Here is a 26964-nt window from a genome sequence, read left to right on the forward strand (position 1 = left end):
GCGGCTGGCTACGGAGACGGGGACCGGGGTTCCGGTGACCGCCTGGGGGCTCCGCCCCCAGACCCCCGGCCTTTGCCCACCCACCACCCGTCTCGGTGGGCCAAGAGGTGACGAGGCCGGACCCGCACCGCCCCCGCCCCGTCGCCCCCCGATCCAACCCCGTCCCGGTAGGCCAAGGAGTGGCGAGGCCGGACCCGCACCACCCCCGCCCCCGGTCCGACCCCGTCCCGGTGGGCCAAGAGGTGGCGAGGCCGGTTCGCGTCGCTCCGCCTCACACAGCAGCCGCCGGCTCCCCCACCCCCCGCAGGGCCAACCCCCGGTTGTACCGCCGCAGTAGCAGTACAGCGGTCGCCGCCAGGCCGGTCAGCAGGCCCAGCCACACGCCCACCGAGTCCAGCCCGGCCGCCTCGCCCAGCAGCCACGCCGCGGGCAGGCCGATCAGCCAGTAGCCGACCAGGGTGACGCGGAAGCCGCCCTTCGTGTCGTCGAGGCCGCGCAGGAGGCCCACGCCGATGTTCTGGGCGCAGTCGAAGAACTGGAGGACCGCCGCGACGAGGAGGAGGTTCGTGGCGATGTCCGTCGCGCTGCGGTCGTCGAGGAACGGGCGCAGGACCAGCCCGGGGAGGAACAGGTAGATCACGCCCACCACGGCCATGACCGCCGCCGCGCAGGCGAGCGCGGTGTTCTTGATGCGCTGGGCCGACTCCACGCGGCCCAGGGCGAGTTCACGGCTGACGTTGATGGACGCCGCGTGGGACAGGCCGACGGCGATCTGGAAGACGATGTAGATCAGCTGGTTGACGGCGGTGTGGGCGGCCAGGGCCGCGCTGCCGAAGGTGCCGATCAGCAGGGCCACGACGGAGAAGAAGCCCGCCTCCGAGCCGTAGGTGGCCGCGATCGGCAGGCCCAGGCCGGTCAGCCTGCGCAGGGTGGCCGGGCGGGTCTTCCAGATGCGGACGTCCATCAGGGGCGCCAGTTCGGGGTCGCGGCGCGCGGAGGCGTACAGCGCCACGCAGGTCAGCACGTACACCAGGCTGGTCGCGACGCCGATGCCGGGCAGGCCCAGCTCCGGCAGGACCCAAGTGCCGTGCACCAGGACCCAGTTGAGCCCGGCGTTCACAGCGACCGACGCGATGGTGATGCGCAGCAGCGCCTGCGGGCGGCGCATGCCGACGGTGAACTGGCGGACGGCCTGGAACCAGAGGCAGGGGATCAGGCCCGGCGCGAGGGCGAGCAGGACCGGCCAGGCCGTGTCCACGACGTCCGGGTCCTGACCCAGGTACGCGACGGCCCGCCCGATCAGCAGGATCGCCAGCGCGCCCACCGCCCCGGAGAGGGTGGCCAGCGCGAGCGCGCCGCGGACGACCTCGCGCACCTCCTCCCGTGCCTCGTCGGTGAGTTCGGTCTCCTCGTCGCGCGCGGAAGCGGCGGAGACCTGGTTGCCCACGGCGGTGACCATGCCGACGCCCATGGTGCGCAGCTGGTTGAAGATGACCAGCGCGAGGCCGCCGCCCGCCAGGGCCTCGGTGCCCATCAGGCCCATCATCACCGTGTCGGTGGTGGTGAGCGCGACCTGGGCGAGCTGGGTCAGGGCGAGCGGGACGGCCAGGACGGCCAGGGCGCGGCTGTCGCGCAGCAGGGTCGTGAACGGTGTCGGCATCGGGCTCAGTTCTCGCGGAGTTTCGTCAGCAGCTCCTCGACCTCGCGTTCGATGTCGGGGTCGATGAGCGATCGGGCGTTCATCCAGTCGTCGTTGAAGACGGTGTCCATGTACTTCTCCCCGCCGTCATTGACCAGGGCGACCATAGTCGTGCCCGGGGCCAGCGAGGTCATGCGGGTCAGCGCCGCGTGCACGACCCCGCCCGCGGAGCCGCCGATGAGCAGACCGACCCGGCGGGCCAGCACCCGTGCGGTGGCGAAGGCCTCGACGTCGCCGACCTTGACGCCCTCGTCGAGGAGGTCGTAGTCGACCATCGCGCCGATGGTGGCGCCCTCGGGGGTGCCGGTGCCGGACTGGTAGTAGTCGTGGGCGGGCGGGCCGAAGGCGATCGACCCCTTCGGCTCGACGCCGACGATCCGCACCCCGGGCACGGACCTGCGCAGCTCCCCGCCGGTGCCGAAGAGTCCGCCGCCGGTGCCGACGGCGCCGATCAGTATGTCGATACGGCCGTCCAGGGCGGCGTGGAGTTCGTGCGCCACGGGCCGGTAACCGTCCCCGTTGGCCCGGTTGTTGTGCTGCTCGGTGAAGTAGGCGTTGTCGCCCTCGGCGGCGAGCTTCTCGGCGTACTCCTCGCGGGCCGCGGTGGCGAGTTCCTCGTCGCCCTCGTCGGCGACGTAGACGAGTTCGGCGCCGAGGGCCTTCATGCCGCGCAGCTTGTCGACGGCGGCGTGGTGGTCGACGACCGCGGTGAAGGTGTAGCCGCGTTCGGCGGCGACGACGGCGAGGCCGAGGCCGGTGTTGCCGGAGGTGGATTCGACGATCCGGCCGCCGGGGCGCAGCAGTCCGCGCTCCTCGGCGTCGACGACCATCTGGCGGGCCATGCGGATCTTCGCGGTGCCGGTCGGGTTGAACTGCTCCAGTTTCAGCAGCAGTCGGCTGCCGGTGGCCGTGCGGCACAGCTCCAGCAGCGGGGTGTGGCCGATGAGGTCGGTGACCCGGCTGACCACGGCGGGACGCGTGAGCGCCTTGTCCATCGGGGGCTCCTCAGAGGGGGTTCGAGTCAGCGGTCCAGGCGCCAGCGGGTCGCTCCGCAGCCGACGGCGTCGAGGACGACCTTGGGCGGGAGCGGGAGTTCGTGGAAGGGGGATTCGTTGGAGTCCATCTGGTATCCGGCGGTGTTGGGGTAGACGAGCAGGTCGCCGGGTGCGGGCCGGGCCGCGAGGCGCACCTTGCGCCAGGTGACCATGTCGGACTCCAGGCAGGTGGCGCCGCCGACGCACGCGGCGTACGGCTCGTCCGAGGTCGCCTGCGGGGCCCGGTCCGGTGCGGGCAGGAGCACGGGGTCAGGCAGGTACTCGCTGGCGAACCACTGCTCGGACAGGCTGAGGCTGCTGCCGTCCACGGTGACGATGCCGTGGCCGCCGCGGTCCTTGACGCCCTGGACGCGGAAGACCGTGCAGCCGGCCCGGTCCAGCAGCGCCCGGCCGGGCTCCAGCAGCAGCGCCACCCCGGCCTCGCGCAGCCGCCCGGCGAGTCCGTGCGCGGCGAGGACGGCGCGCAGGGCGTCGGGGCCCGCCACGGGCGAGTGGTACGGGTAGAAGTCCGCCGCGGTGAAGGACTTCCCGGCGTGGTAGTGCTCGGGGCGCTGCTCGCGCAGGTAGGTCTCCCAGTGCGCGGCGTCGGTGTAGTCGACGGCGAAGCCGCCGCCGATGCTGATCCGGTCCGCGCGCAGCCCTTCCGCCCTCGCCTTGAGGCAGAGTTCGACCAGGTCGGCGGCGAACTCGGCGCGCTGCACGGGGTCGTAGCCGGAGAGGTGGAAGGAGAAGCCCTCCATGACGAGGGCGTCGCCCGCCGTCCGGCAGCGGTCGAGGGCGGCGCTCGACTCCCGTTCGTCCAGGCCGAACCGGCTGTGCGGCTGGGCGGGCGGCAGCCGTCTGAGCAGGACGCGGGCCGGGCGGGCGACGGACCGGGCGGTCGCGATGACGCGGTCCAGTTCGTCGAGGGCGTCCACGGCGATCAGGCTGCCCTGGAGCACGGCGACGCGCAGCAGCCGGTCGGCCTTGGCGGGACCGGTGACCACGACGTGCTCGCCGCGCACCCCGTGCCCGAGCGCGTCGCGCAGCTCGCCGAGGCTCGCCACGTCGACGCCGGTGCCGGTCACGGCGCAGCGTTCGATCCAGGCGGCAGCCTTGTTGGCCTTCTTCGCGTAGTACACCCGCCCCTCGACACCGGCCTCGTCGAGCACCGTCCGGAAAGCGGCGGTGTTGGCGTCGAAGCGCTCGGGCAGCAGCAGGTGGAACGGTCCGCCGAGCGCGTACGAGAGTTGGTGCGGGAGCCCGCCGGTGAGTACGGCGGCGAGCTGCGGGTCGGGGTGGGCGGGCAGCGGCGGTGCCGCGTCGGTCACTGCCACAGCCGCACCTGCGTGCCCAGGCCCTGTTCGATGGCCAGTTGGGCGAAGCGGTGGCCGAGGGCGATGTCGGTGACGACAAGACCGCTGTTGTAGGCGAAGATCCGTTCCTCGGCCGCGAGCCGGCCGCGGGCCCGGCCCGCGAGCACCTCGGGGAACTCGGCGTCCACGGCCGGGAATCGGCCGTCGGCGTCGGCCATGTCGGTGCCGGTGACCACCATCTGGGCCTCGCTGGTGGCGATGACCCGGTCCGCACGCTGCAGGGTGGAGGGGGCGATGCCGTGGCCGACGAGGATCGACACGGCACCCGGCTTCAGGTCGTCCGACTCCACGTGGGCCGGGGTGTGCTGCCCGGCGGTGGCGATCACCACGTCGGCCTCGGCCGCGGCGGCACGCACATCCTCCACGACCTCCAACTCCCGCTCGGGGAAGTGGTGGTGGAGGCGCTCGCGCACCGCGGCGAGACCGTCGGGGTGGGTGCCGTAGACCATCAGGCGGTCCAGCTCGGGCAGGGTGGTGAGCAGGAACGGCAGGGCCAGGCGGCCCTGTGTGCCGGTGCCGATGACGAGGGCGCTGCGGCTGCCGGGGGCCGCGCATGCGCGGGCGAGCAGCGCGGAGACAGCCGGGGTGCGCAGGGAGCCGATGCGGCCGCAGTCCATCATCGCGACGGGCAGGCCGGTGGTGTCGTCGTAGAGGCTCAGGGTCGTGTAGTAGTGCTGCTGGTCACGGGACTTGTCCAGGCCGTGCTTGTACGAGGTCTTCACCGCGACGACGCCTCGGACGCCGTCGCGGCCGAGCATGGCGTAGGAGACGGAGTGGCCGTCCTCCGGCTTGACGGTGAGCTTGCGGGGGTTGGCGGACTTGCCGTCGGCCAGGGTGCGGTACGCCTGCTCCACCACGTCGACGACATCGGTGAGGGAGATGTCGATGCCGGCCAGGTCGCTGGTGCTGAGGATGCGCAGCGTCTTGTCGTCGGTCACTGGGATTCCCTTCGCGCGGAGGTGGGTCGGACGTCGGCCACGAGCACGCTCTGGCCGTACCCGTGTTCGTCCGCCTCGGCGGGCGGGCGGGTGCGGCGGCCGGGGACGCGGACCGAGGCCCGCTTGAGCCAGCGGTCGGTGCCGTCGTAGCGGGCCCGGAACGGCACCCGTCCATGCACGACCAGGTCGTTGTCGACGACCAGGACGTCTCCGGGCTCCAGGCTGACGGCGACGGAGACCCGCTCCAGTTCGGCGGTGAGCCGGTCGTAGGCGGCGCGGTAGGCGGGCGGGGCGTCGTCGAGGGGGGTGTAGGCGGGGTCGTAGCGCAGGGTGGGGCCGTTCCCGGAGTCCCACAGGACCGGGACCTTCGGGGGCGGGCCCGCGAAGGTCCGGGCCTCGGCGTAGGCGTCGTCGGGGAGGATCGGCAGGACGGGCCGGGAGAGCAACTCGATGTCGTCGGCGGCCAGTTGGACCCTGCGGATGCTGGCCGCGGTGGTGGCGACGGCGTCGTGGTTGCGCAGGCAGCCGAGCATCAGCAGATGGGCGCGGCCGGGGTGGAAGGCGTCCTCGGTGTGCGGGCTGAGCAGGACGGTGCTGCTGGCTCCGGTCTGCTCCTGCTCGTGGCCGGCCGAGGGCACGATGTTGTGTACGAACCGGCCGCCCTGCTGGCCCTCCCAGGCGATGGGCTCGCCCATCACGGTGGCGAGCAGCAGCAGGGTGACGTCCCACACGGCGGCGCGGTCGTCGGCGGTCGCCCAAACGGCGGGCGTGGGCCCGATGCCGGCGTCGTCGAGGGGCAGGCCGCGCAGGACGAAGAGGCCGTCGTCGGTGTCGACGGGGCGACAGGCCTGCCGAATCGTTTCACCAAGGCCTGCCGCCGTACGGGCGACATCGTGGAGCAGTCCCGGCTCGGGCCTGGCGGTCGTACTGCCGTGATCGGCAAGGATCTTCTGTGCTGCTTCGGTCAGCTCGGCGACGGCGTGCGGCGCGAGCTGCCGCAGGGATGTGGCTCCCGTGGGCATGGCTGAGACGTCCGTTCGGGGTGCGGATGCGGTGGTGGGGGGTGCGGTCTCGATGGATGCCGGTCTGTGAATCGGCTGTGTGCAGCAGCGCCAGAAACGTATACCAAGCGAAATTAGGTAAGGCAACCCTTACCTGAGCTCGATGCCCCCGGCAGGCCCCATCTGCCTCACCTGCGCCAACTCGTGCATCTGTGCGCCCACTTGACGCCCCCGCCACGACGTAACGACGGAGCCGTGCGGGTTGCAGAAAGGATCTTCTTAGGGTAGGCACACCTAAGCAACATGCCCCACTCCAGTGGAACGAGGTCGAAGTGAAGTTGAACAGGCGCCAAGTGCTGTGGGCCGGCGGCGGCATGGCCGCGTCCGCACTCCTCACCGCTTGTGGCGGCGACGAGACCTCGTCCAAGTCACCGAAGGGGACCGAGAAGCCGCGGCGCGGCGGCACCCTGCGGATCGGCGCCCTGGGCCGCGCCTCGGCCATCACCCGCGACCCGCACGGCACACAGGCCAACGAGAGCGACTACCTGATCATCTCGCTCGTGTACGACACGCTCACGGTGCCGGGCGCCGAGCCCAACACCGCGCCCCGGCTGGCGGCTTCCTGGAAGTCGTCCGAGGACTTGAAGACCTGGACCTTCACTCTCGCCAAGGGAGCGAAGTTCCACGACGGTTCTCCGGTCACCGCCGAGGACGTGGCGTGGTCGCTCAAGCGGCTGCGCGGCACCCCGTCGGGCGCCTCCCGGCTGCCGGGCATCAAGGCCGGCAACATCAGGGCCGAGGGCGAGGACACCGTCGTTCTCGTCTCCGACTACGCCAACGCCGAACTGCCCCTGCTCCTGCGTCTGACGACCTTCGTCCTGAAGAAGGACACGCCGGACAAGGAGCTGGCGAAGGCGCCGGGCACGGGCCCGTTCAAGCTGGACTGGTTCCGCTCCGGCAACGCCCGCCTGGTGCGCAACGAGGACTGGTACGGCGGTGACGTCCTCCTCGACGCCGTCGAGGTCAAGATCTTCGAGAGCCCGCAGGCGATGGCCAACGCCCTGCTCGCCGGACAGATCGACGTGGCCTCCAACGTCGGTGCGGTGGCGGCCCGTACGGCCGAGAAGCGCGAGGACATCCAGATCGTGCGGCGACCCAACGACATGGCGATGCCGATCGTCATGCGTACGGCCGACGGACCGTTCGCGGACGCGAAGGTCCGGGAGGCGCTACGGCTGGCGGTGGACCGCGAGGCCATGGTCAAGCAGGTGCTCTCCGGCTACGGCACGGTCGCCAACGACGTCCTCGGCACCGGCGACCCGGCCTACGCGAAGGACCTCCCGCAGCGCTCGCGGGACCTGGCGAAGGCCAAGTCCCTGCTGGACGAGGCCGGTTTCGACCTGTCCAGGACGTACCGGCTGCTGACCACCGAGGACATCCCGGGCCTCGCCGAAGCGGCCACCCTCTTCGCCTCCCAGGTCCGCGAGGCCGGGGTGAAGGTCGAGGTCGTCAAGCAGGAGTCGGCCACCTTCTGGGAGAAGACCTGGCTCAAGGGCGACCTGTACACGACCTACTGGGGCACCAACGACTCCGTGGTCTTCTTCGCCAGCAAGACCATGGTCTCCGACTCCGCCCAGAACGAGGCCGCTTGGAAGAACGCCGACTTCGACGCCGCCTACCAGAAGGCCATGGCGACCAAGGGCGAGGCCGAGCGCACCCAGGCGCTGCAAGAGCTCCAGAAGATCGAGTACGCCGAGTCCGGCTACCTGCTGTGGGGCATGGCCGACGGTATCGACCTGGCCGCCTCCGCCGTCCGCGATCTGCCCGTCCTGCCCGGCTACGGGCGCGTCCAGCTCGAAACCGCATGGCTGGCTCGCTGATCCCGGCGACGCGGCCCGGTTCCGGCGGCTCCAGCGGCTCCGGCGGACCCGACGGACCCGACGGACCGGTCGAGGGCGTACGGTCCCGGCCGGTCCCGGCGTGGGCGCGGGCGGCGCTGCGGCTGACCGGACTGCTCGCGCGCCGGGCGCTGCTGCTGGCGGTGCTGCTCGCCTGCGTGTTCGCGGCGGTGGAACTGCTGCCCGGGGACGCGGCGAACGCCACCTCGGAGCGCGGGGAGAGCGCGGCCGACCTCGCCGAGCGACGGCGACTGCTCGGCCTCGACCGGCCCGTGCCGGAGCGGTTCGCGGAGTGGATGACCGGGCTGCCCACGGGCGATCTCGGCACCTCCGCGCGCGGTGAGCCGGTCGCTGAGCTGCTCTCCCGGCCCTTCCCCAACACGCTGCTGCTCGGCGGGCTGGCCCTGCTGGTCACGCTGGTGGTCTCGGTCGCGCTCGGCTGCTGGGCGGCCTCCCGGCCCGGGAGCCTCGTCGACCGGGCGGTCTCCGGCTCGGCCACCGGCATCCTCGCCCTGCCCGAGTTCGTCGTGGCGGTGGCGCTCGTCCTGGTCTTCGCGCTGTGGACGGACTGGCTGCCCGCGGTCACCCTCACCGACGCCGACGGCTCCCCCGCCTCCTGGGAGATGCTCGTCCTGCCGGTCCTCGCGCTGGCGATCCCGCAGATCGGCTGGAACACCCGGATCGTCCGGGCCGCCCTCGCCGACGAGGCGAAGGCCCCGCACATCGAGACCGCCGTCCTCGACGGACTCCCCCGCCACCGGGTCTTCCTGCACCACCTGCTCCCCGGCGCGCTGCCCACGATCGCCGCGGGCCTCGCCACCTCCACCGGCATGCTGCTGGGCGGCGCCGTCGTGGTGGAGACCATCTTCAACTACCCCGGCATCGGCTCGGTCCTGGCCGGCGCGGTCGCCGACCGCGACAGCCCCCTCATCGCGGGTGTCGTCGCGGTGACCGGCGTGGTCATCACGGGCGTCCTGCTGCTGGCCGACCTCGTACGCGCCTGGGCCTCGGGAGGACGGACATGACCGCCATCGCCCCCAAGTCGAAGCCGCCCGGGGTGCGTTCGCGGCGCGGTACCGCGCTGCGGGTGGCGCCCGCGGTGCTCCTCACCGCGCTCGCGCTGGCCGGGCCCTGGCTCGCGCCCGAGGCCATCGACGCGCCGGTCACGGCGCCGTACGCGGAGCCGGGCGGCCAAGCGCCGCTCGGCGGCGACCAGTTGGGCCGGGACGTGCTGAGCCGAGTGCTGGCCGGAGGGCGCGAACTCGTCGTCACCTCCCTGCTCGTGGCCGTGCTCGTCACCGGCGCGGCCGCCCTGCTCGGCGCGGTCGGCGCACTGCGCCCGTCCGTCGGACGGTTCGTCGAGCGCACCGCCGACGTGCTCATGCTGCTGCCCGCCGTCCTCGGCATCCTGCTGGTCACACTGTCCTGGCCGGACGGCGGCCGGCTCGCCGTGGTCACCGCCTCGGTCGCCCTCGGCGTGCCGTACGCGGTGCGGCTGGTGGCGGGCGCGGCGGCGCCGGTGGCGGCCTCCGGGTACGTCGAGGCGGCGGCCGTGGGCGGGGAGCGGCTGTGGCACCTGGTGCTGCGCGAGGTGCTGCCCAACCTGCGGGCCACCCTGCTCGCGCTGTTCGGGCTGCGCTTCGTCGCCGCCGTCTATCTCGTCGCCACCGCGGGCTTCCTCCAGGTCGGGCCCCAACCGCCCGCCGCCGACTGGGCGTTGATGATCCGCGAGAACTCCGGCGGCATCCTGCTCAACCCGTGGGCCGTGCTCGCGCCCAGTATCGGCATCGGCCTGCTCGCGATGAGCGTCAACCTGGCCGCCGCCGCCCTCGTCCCCGTGACCGGCCGGAAGGCGGTACCCGCACTATGAACCACATGCCCGACCGGTACCCCGGGGGCCGGACGGCGGACGGCGAGCACGCGGTCCGGGTCACCGGCCTCGGCGTCGCCGCGCTCGACGGCCGCCTCCTGCTCGACGGCGTCGGCCTGGAGGTCCGCCCCGGCCGGATCACCGCCGTCACCGGCCCCTCCGGCTGTGGCAAGACCACCCTGCTGCGGGCGGTGGCCGGCGCCCTGCCGCCCGGGGCGCGGCGCACCGCGGGAACCGTCAGCGTCCTCGGCCGCGACCCCTTCGAGCTGCCCGCCCCCGAGCTGCGCGCCCTGCGCCGGCACCGCCTCGCCTACGTCGGCCAGGACCCCGCCTCCGCGCTCAACCCGCGGATGAAGGTCCGCCGTCTGCTGGCCGAGGTCGCCGTGGACCGGGGCCAGGAGGCGATCGGCGCGCTGCTGGAGGAGGTCCGGCTGCCGGCCGACGGCGGTCTCGCGGACCGGCGCATCGGCGGGCTGTCGGGCGGCCAGCAGCGCCGGGTGGCGCTCGCCCGTGCGCTGGCCCGCCGCCCCGCCGTCCTGCTCCTGGACGAGCCCACCGCCGGCCTGGATCCGGCCCTGCGGGACGAGATCGCCGACCTCCTCCGCCACCTCGCCGCAAGCCACCGCCTCGCCGTCGCCCTGGCCTGCCACGACCCCGAACTGGTGGCCCGGCTGGCGGACGAGGTGGTGGACCTGACGGGGGCGACGCGCCCGGGGGTACGGAACCGGGGTGCCGACGCGATGGTGGACCTGGCGGAGACGGTTCGCGCGGGGGCACGGAACCGGCGTCCGGACGATGTGGGGGGCGTCGCGGGAACGACCCGCTCCGCGGACGACGCGTCAGACCTCACGGCAACCACCCACCCCACGGACAACAAGGCAAGACTCACGGGCACGACCCGCCCGGCCGACGACCTGGCAGACCTCGCGGGAACGACCCGCCCCGCCGACGACCTGGCAACCCTCGCGGGAACGACCCGCCCCGCCGACAACCCGGCAGACCACACGGCAACACCCCGCCCCGCCGACAACCCGGCAACCCTCGCGGGAACGACCCACCCCGCCGACAACCCGACAGACCACACGGCAACACCCCACCCCGCCGACGGCATGGAGCGGAACGACGCCTTGGGAACCGCCCGTGGCGTGAAGCAGAACCCCGCGGGAGCCGCCCGCCCCGGGCCCGCCGGAACCTCCTCGCCGTCCGGGCTGCCCTCCCCCACCCCGGCCACCCTCACCGTGTCCGGCCTGCGCGCGGCCTACGTCCACCGGGGCCGCCGCACGCCGGTTCTGCACGGTGTCGATCTCACGCTCGCGGCGGGCGGCAGCCTGGGGGTCGTCGGGGCGTCCGGCTCCGGCAAGACGACCCTCCTGCGGACTCTTGTCGGCCTGCACCGGCCCACCTCGGGCACGGTCGGTCTCGACGGCACCCCGTTGGGCGCCGCCGCGCACAGCCGGTCCCGGGAGCAGCGGCGGCGCCTGCAACTCGTGCCGCAGGACCCCCTGGGGACGCTGAACCCGAGCCGCACGATCGGGGCCGCGCTGCGCCGCCCCCTGCTGCTGCACCGGCGGGCGAGCCGGGCCGAGGCGCCGGACCGGGTGCTGGAGCTGCTGGAGAGCGTGGGACTGCCCGCCGCGTTCGCCGACCGCTATCCGCACGAGCTGTCCGGCGGGCAGCGGCAGCGCGCCGCCGTCGCCCGGGCCCTCGCGGCCGATCCCGACGTCCTGATGTGCGACGAGGTCACCTCCGCGCTCGACCCGGACACCGCCGTCGCCGTCATGGACCTGCTGGCGGAGCTGCGCGAACGCCGGGGCCTGGCCCTCGTCCTGGTCAGCCACGACCTGCGGCTGGTCGCCGACCGGACCGACAGCCTGGTCGTCCTCGCCGAGGGCCGGGTCGTCGAGTCCGGCCCGACGGCACGGCTGTTCAGCGCACCGGCCCACCCGGTGACGGCGACGCTGGCGTCGGGGGTGGTGGTCGGCGGTTAGGGCCGTCCGGCGGTTCATGCCGCAGAGGCGGGGCCTGGCACGCCTACCCCACTGCCTCAAAGGCGCGGGGGACCACCCCACTGCCTCAAAGGCGCGGGGGACCTCCAGCGGCGTTGTCCTTCGCGCGCCGACTCCGCCCTGCTCCCCCGCTCACCGGCGTCGATGAATCAGCGCCGCTTTCCTGCGGCCTGATCCGCCGGACAACAGGCCCTGGGGCGGTCTCAGGAGCGCCGCGCCCTGCGGCCCGTCGCGGTCGCGGACACCGCCAGGACCGAGAGGAGGACCAGGGCTCCGGCCGGGGCCAGCACGGTCCAGGGGGCCAGTTCGCCGTAGGGCTGGTTCTCCGAGAGGAGGCGGCCCCATTCCGGGGTGGGTGGCTGTTCGCCGAGGCCGAGGAAGCCGAGGGAGGCGAGGACGAGGACGGTGGTGGGCAGGCGCAGCAGGGCGTTGCGCAGGACCGGGGGCAGCACCGCGGGCAGCAGGTGGTGGCGGAGCAGGTAGCCGGGGCCGGCGCCGAAGGAGATCGAGGCGAGCATGTGGCCGCTCGCCCGTTCCTGTTCGAGCAGGGCCGCGGCCTGGGCGGCGTAGGGCGTCCAGCCGACCAGGCAGACCGCGAGGGCGACACCCCCGACCGACGGTCCGGTGACGGCCGTGGTGAGCAGGCCGGCGAGGACGGCGGGCAGGGTCGAGGCGACCTCGGTCAGGCCTCCGCCGACCCGGGCCGCGATGCCGAGCAGCAGGCCGATCAGGACGCTGACCGCGGTCACCGCGAGGGCGAGGACGGCCGTGCGCAGCGCGCCGTGGCCGAGCCGGGCCAGCAGATCGCGGCCGAGGGAGTCCGTGCCGAGCGGATGCTCCGGTGACGGTGACAGAAGTCGGGCCGCGGTGTCGACGTGCAGGGGGTCGCGCAGCAGGCCCGCCCCGACCAGGGTGAGCAGCGCGAGGGCGCAGAAGGCGGCGATCCAGGGCGCGGAACGGGGGCGCGGCAGCCGCGGCGGATGCAGTGCGGGCAGCGCCCCGTCGCGCAGGGCGGGGCCGAGCAGTGCCCGGCGCAGGGCCTGGATCAGGGCGCCCGCGCAGACCCCGAGCAGGACCAGGACCAGGGTGGCCGTCTGGAGCGGCGGGAGGTCCTGGGCGAGTGCGGAGTCCAGCGCGAGCCTGCCGAGGCCGGGGATGTTGAAGATCTTCTCCACCGCGACCGCGCCGCCGACCAGGGCCACGACGGTCGGCAGGAGCTGCGGGAGCACTCCGGACATCGTGCGGCGCAGCGCGTGCCGGGCGATGTGGCCGGGTGCGAAGCCGTAGGCCTGCCAGGTGCGCGCCCAGGGTTCGTGGAAGGCGGCGGGCAGGGACTGGTCGAGCAGGCCGCCGATCATCGCCCCGGAGGGCACGCCGAGGGCGAGCGAGGGCAGCACCATCGACGCCGGCCCGTCCCAGCCGCTGGAGGGGAACCAGCCGAGCCAGACCCCGCACACGGTGGCCAGCAGCGAGGCGAGCAGGAACTTGGGCAGGGCGGCGAGGACGGCGGCGCCGGTACCGCTCCGCCCGCGCTGCAGCCGTCGCCGGGATCCGAGGTACAGGGTGCGGGCGCTGAGCAGTCCTGCCACGGCCACCGTGACGGCCAACGCCCCGAGCATCAGCGTGACGGAGACCGCGAAAGCGGCCGTCACCTGCGGCAGGACGGCGTCGCCGGACACCCAGGAGACCCCCGCGTCGCCGCGCGCCAGCCCGCCGAGCCAGTGCAGGAGATGCGGCAACGGCCCCTCGTCCAGCCCGAGTTGCTCCCGTACGGCGGCGAGCTGGGCGGGGGTCGGGTCCTGGTCGGCGGAGCGGGCCCGCAGAACGGTCAGCGCGGGGTCGGCCCCGGACAGCCAGGGCAGCAGGGAGACGGCCGTCAGCAGTACGGTCCCGGCGACGACGCGGCCGACGGCCGTCCGCCACCGGGACGGACGGCCGTGAGTGTCAGTCATGCGCGGCTACTTCAGGTGTGTGTCGACGTCGATCAGGGAGCGCTCGCGAGGGTCGAGGAGCACGCCTTCGACGTCGGCGGCGATGCCCTGCACGACCTTCTCGTGGACCAGCGGCACAACGGCGTCCGTGCGCAGGATCTCCGCCTCGGCCCGCATGATCTTCTGCTGCCGCTGCGCGATGTCGCCCTCCGTGGCGGCGGACTTGATGGCCCGGTCGACGTCCGCGTCCTTCAGGCCCGCGATGTTGTACACGCCGTCGCTGGTGAAGTCGCTGGCGAGATAGGCGACCGCGTCGCCGGTGTCCAGGAGCGTCACCCGGGAGAAGACGAGGGCGTCGTACTTGCCGGCGAGGAGGTCGGCCTCCATCTGCGTGTACTCGCGCACGTCCTGCTTGACGGTGAACCCGGCCTTCTCCAGCTGCTGTTGGAGGACGCTCGCGGCCTCCGGGAGTTCGGCGCGGTTGGTGTAGGCGGCCAGGCGCAGGGTCCTGCCCTTGGCCTTCGCCTTCACCTGGGCGGCGGTCGCGGCCTCGGCGCGGCCGGTGACGTCGACGCGCCGGTCGGCGGCCCAGGGGACGGCGGGCCCGAACAGGCCCTGCGCGGGGTCGGCGTAGCCGCCGAAGACGGAGTCGACGAGGGCGGAGCCGTCGACCGCCTCGCGGGCGGCGGCGCGCAGCGACGCGTCGGTGAACAGGCCGCCGCCGGTGTTGAGGACCAGGCTGTCGGTGCGCACGGAGGGCACCTCGTGGCGGGTGTCCTTCGCCAGCAGCCCCGCCTGTGCGGTGGGGATCCACTCGGCGATGTCGACTTCGCCGCCGCGCAGGGCGTTGGCGCGGGCGGTGCCGTCGGCGATCCAGGTCACGTCGATGCCGGAGGCCTTGGCCTTGCCGCCCCAGTAGCCGTCGTAGCGGTCGAGGGCGGCCTTGGTCTTGCCGGTGAGCTTGGTGATCTCGAAGGGGCCGGTGCCGGTGCCCAGGGGGCTGACGGTGCCGTCGTCGGCGTAGGCCTTCTCGGAGAGGATGCCGAGGGCGGGGCTGGCGAGGCGGAGCGGGAGGACCGGGTCGGCCGCCTTGGTGGTGAGGGTGACGGTGTCGGCGTCCTCGGCCTTGGCGGTGAGGGTGACGTCGCTCAGGACGCGCGGCTTGGTCTCGGCGGCACCGGCGTGGTCGAGCGCGTTGACGACCGCTGCGGCGGTGACGTCGGTGCCGTCCTGGAAGGTGGCCTTGCGCAGTTCGAACGTCCACGTCGTGGCGTCGACCTGCTTCCAGGACTTGGCCAGCGCGGGCGCCGCCGCTCCGTCCGCGTCGAGCGCGGTGAGGCCTTCGGCCACGGACAGCTTGCTCAGGACGGTGGCGTCATTGCTGTACGGCGACAGCGCCTGCACGGGCGGAACGGCCAGGGCGACCCGCAGCCTGCCGCCCGCCCCTTCCCCGGCGTCCGCCCCCGAACCGCTCTCGCTCGACGCGAAACAGCCGGCCAGCAACGGGGTGAGGGCGAGCACCGCGACAAGGCCGCGAGAAGTGGTGCGCATGGTGTTCCTGTCGTGCGGAGCTGACATTCACGACCCGGCGCCAGGGGTACGGCGGCCAGGACGACGTCACTATATAAGGCAAGCCTTACCGAACTTCCACCGGGTGGGTGAATTCTCAACTACCGAGATCGACGAAGGGTGGTCGCGTCAGTGGAGCCGCGCGGCGAACGCGTCGTAGGCCCGCTCGTCGAAGAGGACGAACCGGACCTCCTCGACCGATGTCGTGGCGGCCCGCACGGTCTCCACCGCGATACGGGCCGCGTCCTCGATCGGCCATCGGTAGACGCCGGTGGAGATGGCCGGGAAGGCGACCGTGCGGGCGCCCAACTCGTCGGCGACGCGCAGGGATTCGCGGTGGCAGGAGGCGAGGAGGTCGGAGCGGTCCTCGCTCCGGCTGAAGACGGGGCCTACGGTGTGGATCACCCAGCGGGCGGGCAGGTCGCCGGCCGTGGTGGCGACCGCCTGGCCGGTCGGCAGTCCCCTGCCGTACCTGGAGGCGCGCAGCTTGCGGCATTCGTCGAGGATCGCGGGGCCGCCCCGGCGGTGGATGGCGCCGTCGACGCCTCCCCCGCCGAGCAGCGAGGAGTTGGCGGCGTTGACGATCGCGTCGGCGCTCTGGCGGGTGATGTCGCCCTGGACGAGGGTGAGAGTGGTCATGTCTGTCGCAGCCTTTTCCATACGGCCTTCGCCGCGTTGTGTCCCGACATGCCGTGCACACCGGGGCCGGGCGGGGTGGCCGACGAGCAGATGAACACGGCGGGGTGCGGGGTGCGGTACGGGGAGAGGGTCAGCTTGGGGCGCAGCAGGAGCTGGAGTCCGGCGACCGCGCCGGTGCCGATGTCGCCGCCGACGTAGTTGGCGTTGCGGGCGGCGAGTTCGGGCGGGCCCGCCGTGGCGCGGGCGAGCACCCGGTCGCGGAACCCCGGGGCGAAGCGCTCCAGTTGGCGTTCGATGGCGTCCGTGAGGTCTCCGGTCCAGCCGTTGGGCACATGGGCGTAGGCCCAGAAGACGTGCTTGCCGGCGGGGGCCCGGGTGGGGTCGACGGCACTGGGCTGCACCGTGATCATGAACGGCCGGTCGGGTGCCCTGCCGTCGCGGGACGCCGCGCGCAGTGCCGTGCCGATCTCCGCGCTGTCGGCGCCGATCTGCACGGTTCCGGCGGCGCGGGCCTCCTTCGCGGTCCACGGGACGGGACCGTCCAGCGCGTAGTCGACCTTGAAGACGCCCGGGCCGTACCGGTAACGCTCGTAGTAGCGGCCGAAGCCGGCGATGCGGGCCAGGGCGGTGGGCGAGGTGTCGAAGACGTAGGCGCGGGCCGGCGGCAGGTCGTCCAGGCGCTTGACCTCGTAGTCGGTGTGGATCGTGCCGCCGAGGTCCGTCAGATACGCGGCGAGCGCGTCGGAGATCGCCTGCGAGCCGCCGCGCGCGACGGGCCAGCCGCGGGCGTGCGCGGCGAGCGCGAAGACCAGGCCGACGGCGCCGGTGGCGAAGCCGCTCAGCGGGGCCATGACATGGGCCACGAGACCGGCGAAGAGGGTCTTGGCCCGCTCGTCGTGGAATCGGCGGGTCAGCCAGGTCGACGGGGGCAGTCCGACGAGGCCGAAGCGGGCGAGGGTGACCGGGTCCCGGGGCAGGGCGGTCAGCGGCAGCGACATGAAGTCGCGGGCCAGGGTGTCCCATTGGGGCAGGAACGGCTCGACCAACCTGCGGTACGCGCCCGCGTCGCGCGCGCCGAAGGAGGCGGCCGTCTCGCCGACCGAGCGGGACAGCACGGCGGCGGTGCCGTCGGGGAAGGGGTGTGCCATGGGCAGGTCGGCGTGCAGCCACTGAAGGCCGTAGCGCTCCAGCGGCAGGACGCGGAACGCCGGGGAGTTGATGCCCAGCGGATGCGCAGCGGAGCACGGGTCGTGGCGGAAGCCCGGCAGGGTCAGCTCCTCGGTGCGGGCTCCCCCGCCGACGGTGTCCCGCGCCTCGAACAGGGCCACGGAGAAGCCGCGCCGGGCCAGCTCCACGGCAGCGGTCAGCCCGTTCGGCCCCGCTCCCACCACGACCGCATCGAGCATCGACGGCACCTTCGGACCCCTTCGTCAGCCGATGGCCACTCTGGATCAGGATATGCCGGGGCGGTGACAGGGCGGGGGCGCGGTGGCCCTTGGCCGGGGCCCACAGACGTGGAACGGGCCACAAACCTGGACCGGGCCACGGCCTGGCCCAGGTTCGTGGCCCGGGGCCTGACCTCGGACCGGGGCCGCGCCACGGACCCGAGCCCGGCCGCACACGCCGGCCGCACCGCGCCGCGCCGCCCGGTGAGCCGCCCGTCCTCAAAAGGTTGGCCACCCGTCACACAGTGCCCATCCCACCGACCTGCGCCACACCACGGCCCCGGCCCGGCCCCGGCGCAGCCATCGGCCGCGCCGCGCCACGCCGTCCCGTCAGACTCCCGCTCTCAGGAGCTCCACCACCCGTCGTGCGGTGGCCTCGTCGCGGGCGGCCGTGAACGGGAGGGCGTTGCCCCCGGTGATGCGGAACGGCTCGCCCGCGCGGGTCAGATGGGCGCCGCCCGCCTCCTCGACGAGCAGCAGGCCCGCGGCGTGGTCCCAGGCCAACTCCCAGCTGAACGCGACCGCGTCCGACTCGCCGCGCGCGACGGCGAGGTACTCCAGTCCGGCCGAGCCGCAGGCGCGCGGTGCGACACCGTCCGTCCACAGGGCGAGCAGGGCGCGCTTCTCCTCGTCCGTGGTGTAGTCCGGGTGGGAGGTGGCCACTTGGAGGTCGCGGCCGGGCTGCGGGGCGCCGGAGAGCAGCCGCTCGCCGTCGAGGAAGGCGCCCTTGCCGCGTATCGCGGTGGCCAGTTGGTCCCGGGCCGGGGCGTGGGTCCAGGAGGCGTACAGGACACCGCGCCACGCGAGGGCGACCAGGGTGCAGAAGCCGGGGTCGCCGTGCACGAACTGGCGGGTGCCGTCGACGGGGTCGACGATCCAGACCGGCGCGTCACCCTGGAGTGCGTCGTAGGAGGCCGGGTCGGCGTGGACCGCCTCCTCGCCGACCACGACGGAACCGGGCAGCAGACGGCCGAGCACGTCGGTGAGGTACAGCTCGGCCTTGCGGTCGGCGTCCGTCACCAGGTCGTGCGGTCCGGCCTTCTGGTCGACCTCGTGCGCGGCGAGCTGGCGCCAGCGCGGCATGATCTCCTGTGCGGCGGCCTTGCGGACGGCTTCCTCCACGTCAGAGGCGTGCCGGGCGAGAAACTCGTCGATGGTTTCGGTGTCTTCGATCATGCCTCCATGAGAGCACGCCCCACTGACAATCCCCACCCGGTGGGTGAATGCCGGGTGGAATCGCCACGAAAACCGGATACGCGCCGGTCCCGGGACCCGGCACGGCCCTCGGGACCCGGCACGGTCCTCGGAACTCAGCGGCCCACCGCGTACCCCTGCATGCCCCGCGGATTCGCGGCGGCCGACAGAACCCCCGTCTCCGGGTCCCTCGCGACTGCGCACAGTCGCCCTTCCGACCAGGCGTCGCCGACGGTGACCCGGTGGCCGCGCCGCCGCAGCTCCTCGATCACGTCCGTGTCGGTGCGGGCCTCCACGGTGACGCTCCCCGGCCGCATGCCGCGCGGGTAGAAGGATCCGGGGAAGCTGTCGTTGTGCCAGTTCGGGGCGTCGACGGCGCCCTGGAGGTCGAGGCCGCCGCGTACCCGCGCGCGCAGGGCGACGGCGAGGAAGAAGTGCAGCTGCCACTGGTCCTGCTGGTCCCCGCCGGGCGTCCCGAACGCCATGACGGGCACCCCGTCGCGCAGGGCGATCGACGGGGTGAGGGTGGTGCGGGGGCGCCGGCCGGGGGTGAGGGAGTTCGGCAGGCCCTCCTCCAGCCAGGTCATCTGCAGCCGCGTACCGAGCGGGAAACCCAGTTCGGGCACCACGGGGTTGGACTGCAGCCAGCCGCCGCTCGGGGTGGCCGCGACCATGTTGCCCCAGCGGTCGACGACGTCGAGGTGGCAGGTGTCGCCGCGGGTCGTGCCGTCGGCGGTGACCTCGGGTTCGCCGGGGACCGGGGACGCGGGACCCTTGGCGACGGTCGGCTCACCGGCGCCCATGGGGCTGAAACCGGGCTCGCCAGGGGCGATCACGTGCGCGTGCGCACACAGCCGCGGCGCGCGCCCGCCGGGACTGCCCGACCGCAGCTCGTAGGAGGCCTTGGCGCCGATCAGCTCGCGCCGCGCCGCGTTGTACCCGTCCGACAGCAGGTCGTCGAGCGGCACCTCCGCCGCGTCCCCGTACCAGGCCTCCCGGTCGGCCATGGCGAGCTTGCAGCCCTCGATCAGCAGGTGCAGGTAGTCGGCGGAGCCGTGGGCGGGCAGCTCGGGCGGGAGCAGGGCGAGCTGCTGGAGCAGGACCGGGCCCTGGCTCCAGGGGCCGGCCTTGCACACGGTCCAGCCGTTCCAGTCGTACGTCGCCGGCGCCTCGTAGGCCGCGGACCAGCCGGCCAGGTCGGCGGCCGTGAGCGTGCCGGTGTGCCGGCTGCCGCTGGTGTCCAGGGTGGGCCGCCCGGCCTGCCGTACGAGCGCCTCGGCGATGAAGCCGCCGCGCCACACCTCCCGCGCGGCCTCGATCTGCGCCTCCCGGTCCCCCGCTCCCGCGACCTCGGCAAGCAGCCGCTTCCAGGTGGCCGCCAGCGCGGGGTTGCGGAAGAGGCGGCCGGGGCGGGGCGGCCGGCCGTCGGGCAGGTAGACCTCCGCCGACGAGGTCCACTCCGTCTCGAACAGCTCCCGTACCGTCTCCACGGTCGCGCCGACGTTCTCCACGGGCGCGTGCCCGTGTTCGGCGTAACCGATGGCGTACTTGAGCACGTCGGCGAGCGGCTTGGTGCCGTGGTCGCGCAGGAGCAGCATCCACGCGTCGAAGGCGCCGGGCACGGCGGCTGCGAGCGGCCCCGTCCCGGGTACGAGGTCCAGGCCGAGCCCCTTGTAGTGCGCGACGGTCGCCCCGGCCGGGGCGACCCCCTGCCCGCACAGCACCCGCACCTCACCGCCCGCGGGCGCGAGCAGGATCGGCACCTCCCCGGCCGGCCCGTTGAGATGCGGCTCGACGACATGCAGCACGAACGCCCCGGCCACGGCGGCGTCATAGGCGTTGCCCCCGTCCTCCAGGACGGCCATCGCACACTGCGAGGCCAGCCAGTGGGTGGAGGACACCATGCCGAAGGTGCCCTGGAGGGTGGGGCGGGTGGTGAACACGTGCGGGCTCCTCACCGAGCGACGACGGACGGTGCGATCGTACGCACGTCACTTTCCGCTGCGCGCCGTCACCAGCCCCGACTCGTGGGCGACCACGACCGGTTGGGCCCGGCCCCGGGCGCCGAGCTTGGTCATCGCGCGGCTGGTGTGGGTCTTTGCCGTGAAAGGGCGGATGACCATGTGCTCGGCGATCTCCTCGTTGGTGAGGCATCGAGAGCGCGTTCTGCGCGTTCTGCCCGTTCTCCCTGCCGGCCTCCGCCGCCCGTGAGGCGTCATGAGCGCCAACGCCCTTCAGGGGCGGGCCTGGAACGGACCGGTGGGCCCCCACTGGTCCGTCCGCCAGGTGCGCTGCGACGCGATGCCGGCCGCGCTGAACGACCCGCTCTTGCGGGCGGCGCCGGAGGGCTGTCCGCGCCCCTACGCGCGCGAGGACGGCGCGCGGACGCGGTCGGGGGCGTGGGTGGTGACGGCCGTACGCCCGTGGCAGCCCTGCCTTCGCACCGCCTCCGCACCCCGCCGGGCGGCTGTGTGACGGTCCGGACCTGTGACCGCGTCGGTACGGAGCGAGTTGGCACTTCCGCCCCACTGGGAGTCGTGTGACACTGTCGTCCCGTCCGCAGTGCGGACACCCTCCGCACCGTCCGTCCCCACGAGAAGTGCGCCGTGCGTTCCTTTCCTCTGCCGCTCGTCCTCACCGCGCGTCTGTCTCCCGTCGCCGTGCTCGCCGTGGCGGGCTGGGCCCTGACGTCCGGGCCGTTCGCCGCGGCGCCCGCCGCCGAGCCGCAGGCGGGGCAGACGACGGAGAACAAGTCCGCGTCCGCCACCGCCCCGTCGACGGCGGCCGAGTCGCAGACGTACACCACCGCGCCGGCGCCCTGCGAGAGCATCGCCGGGAAGACGGTCGCCTCGCTCGTCCCGGGCGCCAAGACGGCCGGCAAGGAGATCCCGTCGACCGACTCGAAGCTGCGGCGCACCTGTTCCTGGAACGCGCTCAAGGGGTACGACTACCGCTGGCTCGACGTGTCCTTCGAGGTCACCAAGTCGGACGAAGCGGCAGAGAAGTCGTACAACAACCGTATTGCGGACAAGAGCGGCGGAGGGGCCGTACCGGGGCTCGGTGACGCGGGCTACTCGGTGGTGAACCTGACCACCGAGGACAAGCAGCAGACCCGCGAGGGCGTCGTGATCGCCCGCGCCTCCAACGTGCTCGTGGTCGTCACCTACAACGGCAGCGACTTCGAGTCGAAGCAGGCACCGGCCACGGACGAGATCAACAAGGGGGCCATCAAGGCCGCCAAGGAGGCGGTGGCGGCGCTGGAGGGCGGCCGGTAGCGCCGGCCGCCCTCCCGCACCGGGGCTCAGGCGTCGGTCCGCACCGCCGGAGGCATCAGCTTCATCAGCGCCAGGTACAGCACCATCGACGTGCCCAGGCCGACCGCCCAGCCGTAGTCGGCCAGATCGGCCAGCGCCGCGATCGGCCGCCCGTCGATCAGCGGATCGAAGTCGGCGCCGCCGACGGCCAGGACGCCGCCCACGAGGAAGGCGACCACGGCCCGCCAGTTCCAGCCGCTCTCGTACCAGTAGCGGCCGCCCGTGCGGTAGAGGTCGGCGAGGTCCAGGCGGGCCCGGCGCAGCAGCCAGTAGTCCGCGATGAGGATGCCCGCCACCGTGCCGAGCAGGCCGCCGACCAGGCCGAGCCAGGTGAAGATGTAGCCCTGCGGGTCGGAGTACAGCTTCCACGGGAAGATCAGCACGCCGAGGACACAGGTGGCCAGTGCGCCGGTCCGGAAACTGATCCTGCGGGGCGCGATGTTGGAGAAGTCGAAGGCCGGTGAGACGAGGTTGGCGGCGACGTTCACGGACAGGGTCGCGACCAGGACGGTGACGAGCGCAAAGAGCAGTCCGGCGACGTTGTCCGTCTTGGCGGCGAGCTGCACCGGGTCCCAGATCGGTTCGCCGTAGACCGCGGCGGAACCGGAGGTGACCATCACGGACAGGAACGCGAACAGCGTCATCGTCGTGGGCAGGCCGAGCGCCTGACCCCACGTCTGGGCCTTCTGGCTCCTGCCGTACCGGGTGAAGTCGGGGATGTTCAGCGACAGGGTGGACCAGAAGCCGATCATGCCCATGAGCGCGGGGGCGAACAGCGTCCAGAAGTCGGCGCCCCAGCCCAGCTTCGAGGGCTGGTCCAGCAGCGGGCCGAAGCCGCCGGCCTTGCTGCTCATCCACCACAGCATCACGAAGGCGCCCACGAGCACGAAGGGCGCCGCCCAGTTCTCGAAGCGGCGGATCGTCTCCATGCCCCGGTAGATGATGACGACCTGCAGCGCCCAGAAGATGGCGAACGACAGCCACATGGTCCAGGCGTAGCCGCCGATCCTCCCGGCGTCCGTCCAGCCCTCGCCGATGAGCTTCCCGGCGAGGAAGTAGATCGCCTCGCCGCCGATCCAGGTCTGGATGCCGAACCAGCCGCACGCCACCAACGCCCGTACGACGGCGGGGAGGTTGGCGCCGCGGATGCCGAAGGAGGCGCGGGCGAAGACCGGGAAGGGGATGCCGTACTTCGGTCCGGCGTGCCCGGTGAGCAGCATCGGCACCAGCACGATCACGTTGGCCAGCGCGATGGTGAGCACGGCCTGCTTCCAGTCCATGCCTACGGCGATGAGCCCGGAGGCGAGGGTCCAGGAGGCGGTGTTGTGGGCCATGCCGACCCACAGCGCGGAGAAGTTGTACGTGGTCCAGGTGCGCTTCTCCACCGGGACCGGCAGCAGGTCGTCGTTGGCGTAGGGGCCGCTCGGGGCGGGGGCACCCGGGGCGATCTCCACCCGGCCGTCGGCGAGGGTGACTTGGGAGGACGGCGGTATGGCCGTGGGAGCGGTGTCGGTCATGGGCAGGCCAATCAAGGGAGGTCGGGACGGGAAAGGCCGTGCGGGTAACGCCGATGGGGGGTGCGCGCCCGTGGGGGGACAGGACACGGCGCGCCCTGGGCCCCCTTCCCGGGACGGCGGGAAGGGGGAGATCACAAGGGCGGGAAGGGCTTCAGCCGTTGACGGCCGGGATCACCTTCGCGCCGTACGCGTCGATGACGGCTTCCTGGGCGTCGTGCATGTCGTAGACGGCGAACTGGTCGACGCCGAGGTCACGCAGCGCGTTCAGCTTCTCGATGTGCTTCTCGACGGGGCCGATGACGCAGAACCGGTCGACGATCTCGTCGGGCACGAACGCGGTGTCGGGGTTGTCGGCGCGTCCGTGGTGGGAGTAGTCGTAGCCCTCGCGGGCCTTGATGTAGTCGGTGAGTTCCTCGGGCACGGCGGCCGAGTGCGCGCCGTACTTGGCGACCAGGTCGGCGACGTGGTTGCCGACCATCCCGCCGAACCAGCGGCACTGCTCGCGCGCGTGGGCGAGCGCCTCGGGCGAGTCGTCCTCGGTGACGTAGGCCGGGGCGGCGACGCAGATCTTCACCTCGGCGGGGTCGCGTCCGGCGGCCGCCGCCGCGTCCTTCACCGCCTTGACCATGTACTCGGTGAGATACAGGTCGGACAGCTGGAGGATGAACCCGTCGGCCTCCTCGCCGGTCATCTTCAGCGCCTTGGGGCCGTACGCGGCCATCCATACGGGGAGTCGGGCGTCCTCCTTGATCCAGGGGAACTTCACGACCGTACCGCCGAGGTCGGCCTCCTGGCCGGAGCCGAGCGCGCGGATGACCTTCATGGCCTGGCTGATGCGGGCCAGCGTGTTGGGTGTTCGGCCCGCGACGCGCATCGCGGAGTCGCCGCGGCCGATGCCGCACACCGTGCGGTTGCCGAACATGTCGTTGAGGGTGGCGAAGGTGGAGGCGGTGACCTCCCAGGTGCGGGTGCCCGGGTTGGTGACCATCGGGCCGACCGTCAACTTCGTTGTGTTCGACAGGATCTGACTGTAGATCACGAACGGCTCCTGCCAGAGCACGGCGGAGTCGAAGGTCCAGCCGTAGGTGAAGCCGTTGCGTTCGGCCCGCTGCATCAGGTCGATGACCTTGGAGGCCGGCGGGTCGGTCTGCAGGACGAGTCCGAAGTCCATGGGCGCCACTCCTAGTTGAGGTACTGACAGGTGGAGCGCGGGGTGTAGACGCCGTGACCCGCGCGTCCGGTGTACTCCCGCTCGGTGATGACGGGTTCGCCGCGCGAGAGGACCGTCTCGACGCGGCCCGTGACGCGCTTGCCCTCGTACGCCGAGTAGTCGACGTTCATGTGGTGCGTCTCGGCGGAGACGGTCTGCTCGGCGTGCGGGTCGTAGATGACGACGTCGGCGTCGGCGCCCGGCGCGATCGTGCCCTTCTTCGGGTACATCCCGAACATCCGGGCCGGGGTGGCGCAGGCGATCTCGATCCAGCGGCGGCGCGAGATGTGCCCGTCGACGACGGCCTGGTGGAGCAGGTCCATGCGGTTCTCGACGCCCGGAAGGCCGTTGGGGATCTTGGAGAAGTCGCCTCGGCCGAGCTCCTTCTGGCCCACGAAGCAGAAGGGGCAGTGGTCGGTGGAGACCACCTGGAGGTCGTTGGTGCGCAGGCCCCGCCAGAGCTTGGCCTGGTGCTCCTTGGGGCGCAGCGGCGTCGAGCACACGTACTTGGAGCCCTCGAAGTCGGGCTCGGCGAGATTGTCGGTGGACAGGAACAGGTACTGCGGGCAGGTCTCGCCGAAGACGTTGAGTCCCTCGTCGCGCGCCCGCGCCAGCTCGGCCACTGCCTCCATGGCCGAGACGTGCACGACGTACAGCGGAGCCCCCGCGACCTGCGCGAGTTTGATGGCGCGGTGGGTGGCCTCGGCCTCCAGCAGCGCCTTGCGGACCTCGCCGTGGTAGCGCGGGTCGGTCTCGCCGCGCGCCAGCGCCTGTTCCACCAGGACGTCGATGGCGATGCCGTTCTCGGCATGCATCATGATCAGGCCGCCGTTCTCGGCGGAGCGCTGCATGGCGCGCAGGATCTGGCCGTCGTCACTGTAGAAGACGCCCGGGTAGGCCATGAACTGCTTGAAGGAGGTCACGCCCTCCTCGACGAGCAGGTCCATCTCCTTGAGCGTGTCCTGGTTCACGTCGGAGACGATCATGTGGAAGCCGTAGTCGATCGCGCAGTTGCCCTCGGCCTTGGCGTGCCAGGCGTCCAGGCCCTCGCGCAGGCTGTGCCCGACGCTCTGCACGGCGAAGTCCACGATGGTCGTCGTACCGCCCCAGGCGGCGGCCCGGGTGCCGGTCTCGAAGGTGTCGGAGGCGAACGTGCCGCCGAACGGCAGTTCCATGTGAGTGTGGACGTCGACCCCGCCCGGGATGACGTACTTCCCGGTGGCGTCGATCGTCCGCTCGGCCGTCCAGGCCTCGGCGGCCGGGGTGCCGGACGCGGCGAGGGCGGCGACACGGCCGTCCTCGATCAGGACGTCGGCGTGGATCTCGTCGGACGCGGTGATGACGAGACCACCGCGGATCACGGTACGGCTGCTCATGCTCCCTCTCCTGGTGTCGTGCGAGTCGGTCGGTGCCGCCGGTCCGGCCCCGGTGTGCCGGACCGACGGACGTCTCGGTCGGCTACGGAGCGGTCAGTGGCCCGTACGCGTCGGGACGGCGGTCCCGGTAGAACTGCCAGCGGTCGCGGACCTCGCGCAGCTTGGCCATGTCCAGGTCGCGGACGACGAGTTCGGTCTCCTTGTCGGAGGCGACCTCGCCGACGAACTGGGCCTCCGGGTCGACGAAGTAGGTCGTCCCGTAGAAGTCGTTGTCGCCCAGTTCCTCGACCCCGACCCGGTTGATGGCGCCGACGAAGTACTCGTTGGCGACGGCCGCCGCCGGCTGCTCCAGCCGCCACAGGTAGGCGGACAGGCCGCGCGAGGTGGCCGACGGGTTGAACACGATCTCGGCGCCCGCCAGGCCCAGTGCCCGCCAGCCCTCCGGGAAGTGCCGGTCGTAGCAGATGTACACGCCGATCCTGCCCACGGCGGTGTCGAAGACCGGCCAGCCGCTGTTGCCGGGACGGAAGTAGAACTTCTCCCAGAATCCCGGGACTTGGGGGATGTGGTGCTTGCGGTACTTGCCGAGGTAGGAGCCGTCGGCGTCGATCACGGCCGCGGTGTTGTAGAGGACGCCGGGCTGCTCCTCCTCGTACATCGGCAGGACCAGGACGATGCCCAGTTCCTTGGCGAGCGCCTGGAACCGCTTGACGACGGGGCCGTCCGGGATCGCCTCCGCGTACTCGTAGAACGCCTTGTCCTGGACCTGGCAGAAGTAGGGCCCGTAGAACAGCTCCTGGAAGCACAGGACTTGAGCTCCCTGGGCGGCCGCGTCGCGGGCCGCCTGCTCGTGCACCTGGATCATCGACTCCTTGTCGCCCGTCCACGCGGTCTGGAAGAGGGCGGCGCGGATCACTCTGCTCATCGGGACCTCCGGTCGCTCGGTG

The 26964-nt window shown here is 72.8% G+C and carries 21 protein-coding genes and 1 pseudogene; 6 read left to right on the top strand and 16 right to left on the bottom strand.

Translation table 11 applies throughout. The annotated features are described in order from the left end of the window. Positions 1–271: 271 nt before the first annotated feature. The 5 genes from ICC28_RS23670 to ICC28_RS23690 are packed head-to-tail and all read right to left on the bottom strand — an operon-like array spanning position 272 to position 6069. Positions 272–1660 (bottom strand): MATE family efflux transporter, encoded by a 1389-nt coding sequence (locus ICC28_RS23670; RefSeq protein WP_188290695.1) that lies wholly within the window; start codon positions 1658–1660, stop codon positions 272–274. Positions 1661–1665: 5 nt separating this feature from the next. After that, the gene (locus ICC28_RS23675) at positions 1666–2694 is read right to left on the bottom strand and encodes a cysteine synthase family protein (RefSeq protein ID WP_188290696.1); all 1029 of its coding nucleotides are present in this window, start codon (positions 2692–2694) and stop codon (positions 1666–1668) included. Between the two features lie 26 nt (positions 2695–2720). Continuing rightward, positions 2721–4070, bottom strand: a complete 1350-nt coding sequence (locus tag ICC28_RS23680; RefSeq protein WP_317454078.1) for a Y4yA family PLP-dependent enzyme — start codon at positions 4068–4070, stop codon at positions 2721–2723. Then, a complete protein-coding gene (locus ICC28_RS23685; RefSeq protein WP_317454079.1) occupies positions 4061–5047 on the bottom strand; it encodes an ornithine cyclodeaminase family protein in 987 nt (328 codons plus the stop codon). The genes ICC28_RS23680 and ICC28_RS23685 overlap by 10 nt, the downstream gene beginning before the upstream one ends. Beyond that, on the bottom strand, positions 5044–6069 hold the full coding sequence (locus tag ICC28_RS23690) for a TauD/TfdA family dioxygenase (RefSeq protein ID WP_188290697.1): 1026 nt from the start codon (positions 6067–6069) through the stop codon (positions 5044–5046). Before ICC28_RS23690 ends, ICC28_RS23685 begins: the two co-directional genes overlap by 4 nt. A 311-nt stretch (positions 6070–6380) precedes the next feature. Here ICC28_RS23690 and ICC28_RS23695 point away from each other — a divergent pair, with 311 nt between their 5' ends. From ICC28_RS23695 to ICC28_RS40730, 4 genes are read left to right on the top strand one after another with little or no spacing between them, the layout of a single operon-like run. After that, a complete protein-coding gene (locus tag ICC28_RS23695; protein WP_188290698.1) occupies positions 6381–7928 on the top strand; it encodes an ABC transporter substrate-binding protein in 1548 nt (515 codons plus the stop codon). Beyond that, positions 7913–8971, top strand: coding sequence for an ABC transporter permease (locus ICC28_RS23700; protein ID WP_188290699.1), 1059 nt, complete (start codon positions 7913–7915; stop codon positions 8969–8971). Before ICC28_RS23695 ends, ICC28_RS23700 begins: the two co-directional genes overlap by 16 nt. Continuing rightward, positions 8968–9816 (top strand): ABC transporter permease, encoded by an 849-nt coding sequence (locus ICC28_RS23705; RefSeq protein WP_188290700.1) that lies wholly within the window; start codon positions 8968–8970, stop codon positions 9814–9816. Before ICC28_RS23700 ends, ICC28_RS23705 begins: the two co-directional genes overlap by 4 nt. A gap of 5 nt (positions 9817–9821) precedes the next feature. Continuing rightward, the gene (locus ICC28_RS40730) at positions 9822–11804 is read left to right on the top strand and encodes an ATP-binding cassette domain-containing protein (RefSeq protein ID WP_223189327.1); all 1983 of its coding nucleotides are present in this window, start codon (positions 9822–9824) and stop codon (positions 11802–11804) included. Positions 11805–12025: 221 nt separating this feature from the next. Here the strand turns inward: ICC28_RS40730 and ICC28_RS23720 are convergent, their stop codons facing one another. The 7 genes and pseudogenes from ICC28_RS23720 to ICC28_RS23750 all read right to left on the bottom strand — a co-directional run. Next, the gene (locus ICC28_RS23720) at positions 12026–13774 is read right to left on the bottom strand and encodes an ABC transporter permease subunit (RefSeq protein ID WP_188290701.1); all 1749 of its coding nucleotides are present in this window, start codon (positions 13772–13774) and stop codon (positions 12026–12028) included. Between the two features lie 6 nt (positions 13775–13780). Next, the gene (locus ICC28_RS23725; protein ID WP_188290702.1) at positions 13781–15304 is read right to left on the bottom strand and encodes an ABC transporter substrate-binding protein; all 1524 of its coding nucleotides are present in this window, start codon (positions 15302–15304) and stop codon (positions 13781–13783) included. A 147-nt stretch (positions 15305–15451) separates the two neighbouring features. Then, entirely contained in the window at positions 15452–15961 is a 510-nt protein-coding gene (locus tag ICC28_RS23730) for an O-acetyl-ADP-ribose deacetylase (protein ID WP_188290703.1), read from the bottom strand. Next, a complete protein-coding gene (locus ICC28_RS23735; protein ID WP_188290704.1) occupies positions 15958–17367 on the bottom strand; it encodes a phytoene desaturase family protein in 1410 nt (469 codons plus the stop codon). The genes ICC28_RS23730 and ICC28_RS23735 overlap by 4 nt, the downstream gene beginning before the upstream one ends. Before the next feature lie 369 nt (positions 17368–17736). Next, complete coding sequence (locus ICC28_RS23740) at positions 17737–18582, bottom strand: inositol monophosphatase family protein (RefSeq protein ID WP_188290705.1); 846 nt, start codon at positions 18580–18582, stop codon at positions 17737–17739. A 134-nt stretch (positions 18583–18716) separates the two neighbouring features. Continuing rightward, positions 18717–20543, bottom strand: coding sequence for a gamma-glutamyltransferase family protein (locus tag ICC28_RS23745; protein WP_188290706.1), 1827 nt, complete (start codon positions 20541–20543; stop codon positions 18717–18719). Between the two features lie 48 nt (positions 20544–20591). Further along, positions 20592–20813: pseudogene (locus tag ICC28_RS23750) on the bottom strand (response regulator transcription factor); the annotation flags it as partial. Positions 20814–20817: 4 nt separating this feature from the next. On the opposite strand from ICC28_RS23750, the gene ICC28_RS23755 reads away from it, so the two are divergent. Continuing rightward, positions 20818–21075, top strand: a complete 258-nt coding sequence (locus ICC28_RS23755) for a hypothetical protein (protein ID WP_188290707.1) — start codon at positions 20818–20820, stop codon at positions 21073–21075. Positions 21076–21206: 131 nt separating this feature from the next. Continuing rightward, on the top strand, positions 21207–21875 hold the full coding sequence (locus tag ICC28_RS23760; RefSeq protein ID WP_188290708.1) for a hypothetical protein: 669 nt from the start codon (positions 21207–21209) through the stop codon (positions 21873–21875). Between the two features lie 26 nt (positions 21876–21901). Here the strand turns inward: ICC28_RS23760 and ICC28_RS23765 are convergent, their stop codons facing one another. The 4 genes from ICC28_RS23765 to ICC28_RS23780 form a co-directional block, all read right to left on the bottom strand. Further along, positions 21902–23431, bottom strand: a complete 1530-nt coding sequence (locus ICC28_RS23765; protein ID WP_188290709.1) for an NCS1 family nucleobase:cation symporter-1 — start codon at positions 23429–23431, stop codon at positions 21902–21904. Positions 23432–23582: 151 nt separating this feature from the next. After that, positions 23583–24602 carry a TIGR03842 family LLM class F420-dependent oxidoreductase gene (locus tag ICC28_RS23770; protein WP_188290710.1) on the bottom strand — a complete coding sequence of 340 codons (1020 nt, stop codon included), beginning with the start codon at positions 24600–24602 and terminating at the stop codon, positions 23583–23585. A gap of 11 nt (positions 24603–24613) precedes the next feature. Next, on the bottom strand, positions 24614–26017 hold the full coding sequence (gene hydA / locus ICC28_RS23775) for a dihydropyrimidinase (RefSeq protein WP_188290711.1): 1404 nt from the start codon (positions 26015–26017) through the stop codon (positions 24614–24616). Positions 26018–26099: 82 nt separating this feature from the next. Continuing rightward, positions 26100–26942, bottom strand: a complete 843-nt coding sequence (locus ICC28_RS23780; protein WP_188290712.1) for a nitrilase-related carbon-nitrogen hydrolase — start codon at positions 26940–26942, stop codon at positions 26100–26102. Between the last annotated feature and the right edge of the window lie 22 nt (positions 26943–26964).

It is taken from the genome of Streptomyces sp. TRM68416, assembly GCF_014596915.1.
In the GTDB taxonomy this organism is placed as follows: Bacteria; Actinomycetota; Actinomycetes; order Streptomycetales; family Streptomycetaceae; genus Streptomyces.

What these genes read in the sequence shown, in the direction of transcription:
- ICC28_RS23770 (WP_188290710.1), bottom strand. Translation starts at nt 24,602, where the DNA reads ATGGACTTCGGACTCGTCCTGCAGACCGACCCGCCGGCCTCCAAGGTC.
- ICC28_RS23720 (WP_188290701.1), bottom strand. Translation starts at nt 13,774, where the DNA reads ATGACTGACACTCACGGCCGTCCGTCCCGGTGGCGGACGGCCGTCGGC.
- hydA (WP_188290711.1), bottom strand. Translation starts at nt 26,017, where the DNA reads ATGAGCAGCCGTACCGTGATCCGCGGTGGTCTCGTCATCACCGCGTCC.
- ICC28_RS23740 (WP_188290705.1), bottom strand. Translation starts at nt 18,582, where the DNA reads ATGATCGAAGACACCGAAACCATCGACGAGTTTCTCGCCCGGCACGCC.
- ICC28_RS40730 (WP_223189327.1), top strand. Translation starts at nt 9,822, where the DNA reads ATGCCCGACCGGTACCCCGGGGGCCGGACGGCGGACGGCGAGCACGCG.
- ICC28_RS23700 (WP_188290699.1), top strand. Translation starts at nt 7,913, where the DNA reads ATGGCTGGCTCGCTGATCCCGGCGACGCGGCCCGGTTCCGGCGGCTCC.
- ICC28_RS23780 (WP_188290712.1), bottom strand. Translation starts at nt 26,942, where the DNA reads ATGAGCAGAGTGATCCGCGCCGCCCTCTTCCAGACCGCGTGGACGGGC.
- ICC28_RS23670 (WP_188290695.1), bottom strand. Translation starts at nt 1,660, where the DNA reads ATGCCGACACCGTTCACGACCCTGCTGCGCGACAGCCGCGCCCTGGCC.
- ICC28_RS23675 (WP_188290696.1), bottom strand. Translation starts at nt 2,694, where the DNA reads ATGGACAAGGCGCTCACGCGTCCCGCCGTGGTCAGCCGGGTCACCGAC.
- ICC28_RS23705 (WP_188290700.1), top strand. Translation starts at nt 8,968, where the DNA reads ATGACCGCCATCGCCCCCAAGTCGAAGCCGCCCGGGGTGCGTTCGCGG.
- ICC28_RS23690 (WP_188290697.1), bottom strand. Translation starts at nt 6,069, where the DNA reads ATGCCCACGGGAGCCACATCCCTGCGGCAGCTCGCGCCGCACGCCGTC.
- ICC28_RS23735 (WP_188290704.1), bottom strand. Translation starts at nt 17,367, where the DNA reads ATGCTCGATGCGGTCGTGGTGGGAGCGGGGCCGAACGGGCTGACCGCT.
- ICC28_RS23725 (WP_188290702.1), bottom strand. Translation starts at nt 15,304, where the DNA reads ATGCGCACCACTTCTCGCGGCCTTGTCGCGGTGCTCGCCCTCACCCCG.
- ICC28_RS23730 (WP_188290703.1), bottom strand. Translation starts at nt 15,961, where the DNA reads ATGACCACTCTCACCCTCGTCCAGGGCGACATCACCCGCCAGAGCGCC.
- ICC28_RS23765 (WP_188290709.1), bottom strand. Translation starts at nt 23,431, where the DNA reads ATGACCGACACCGCTCCCACGGCCATACCGCCGTCCTCCCAAGTCACC.
- ICC28_RS23755 (WP_188290707.1), top strand. Translation starts at nt 20,818, where the DNA reads ATGAGCGCCAACGCCCTTCAGGGGCGGGCCTGGAACGGACCGGTGGGC.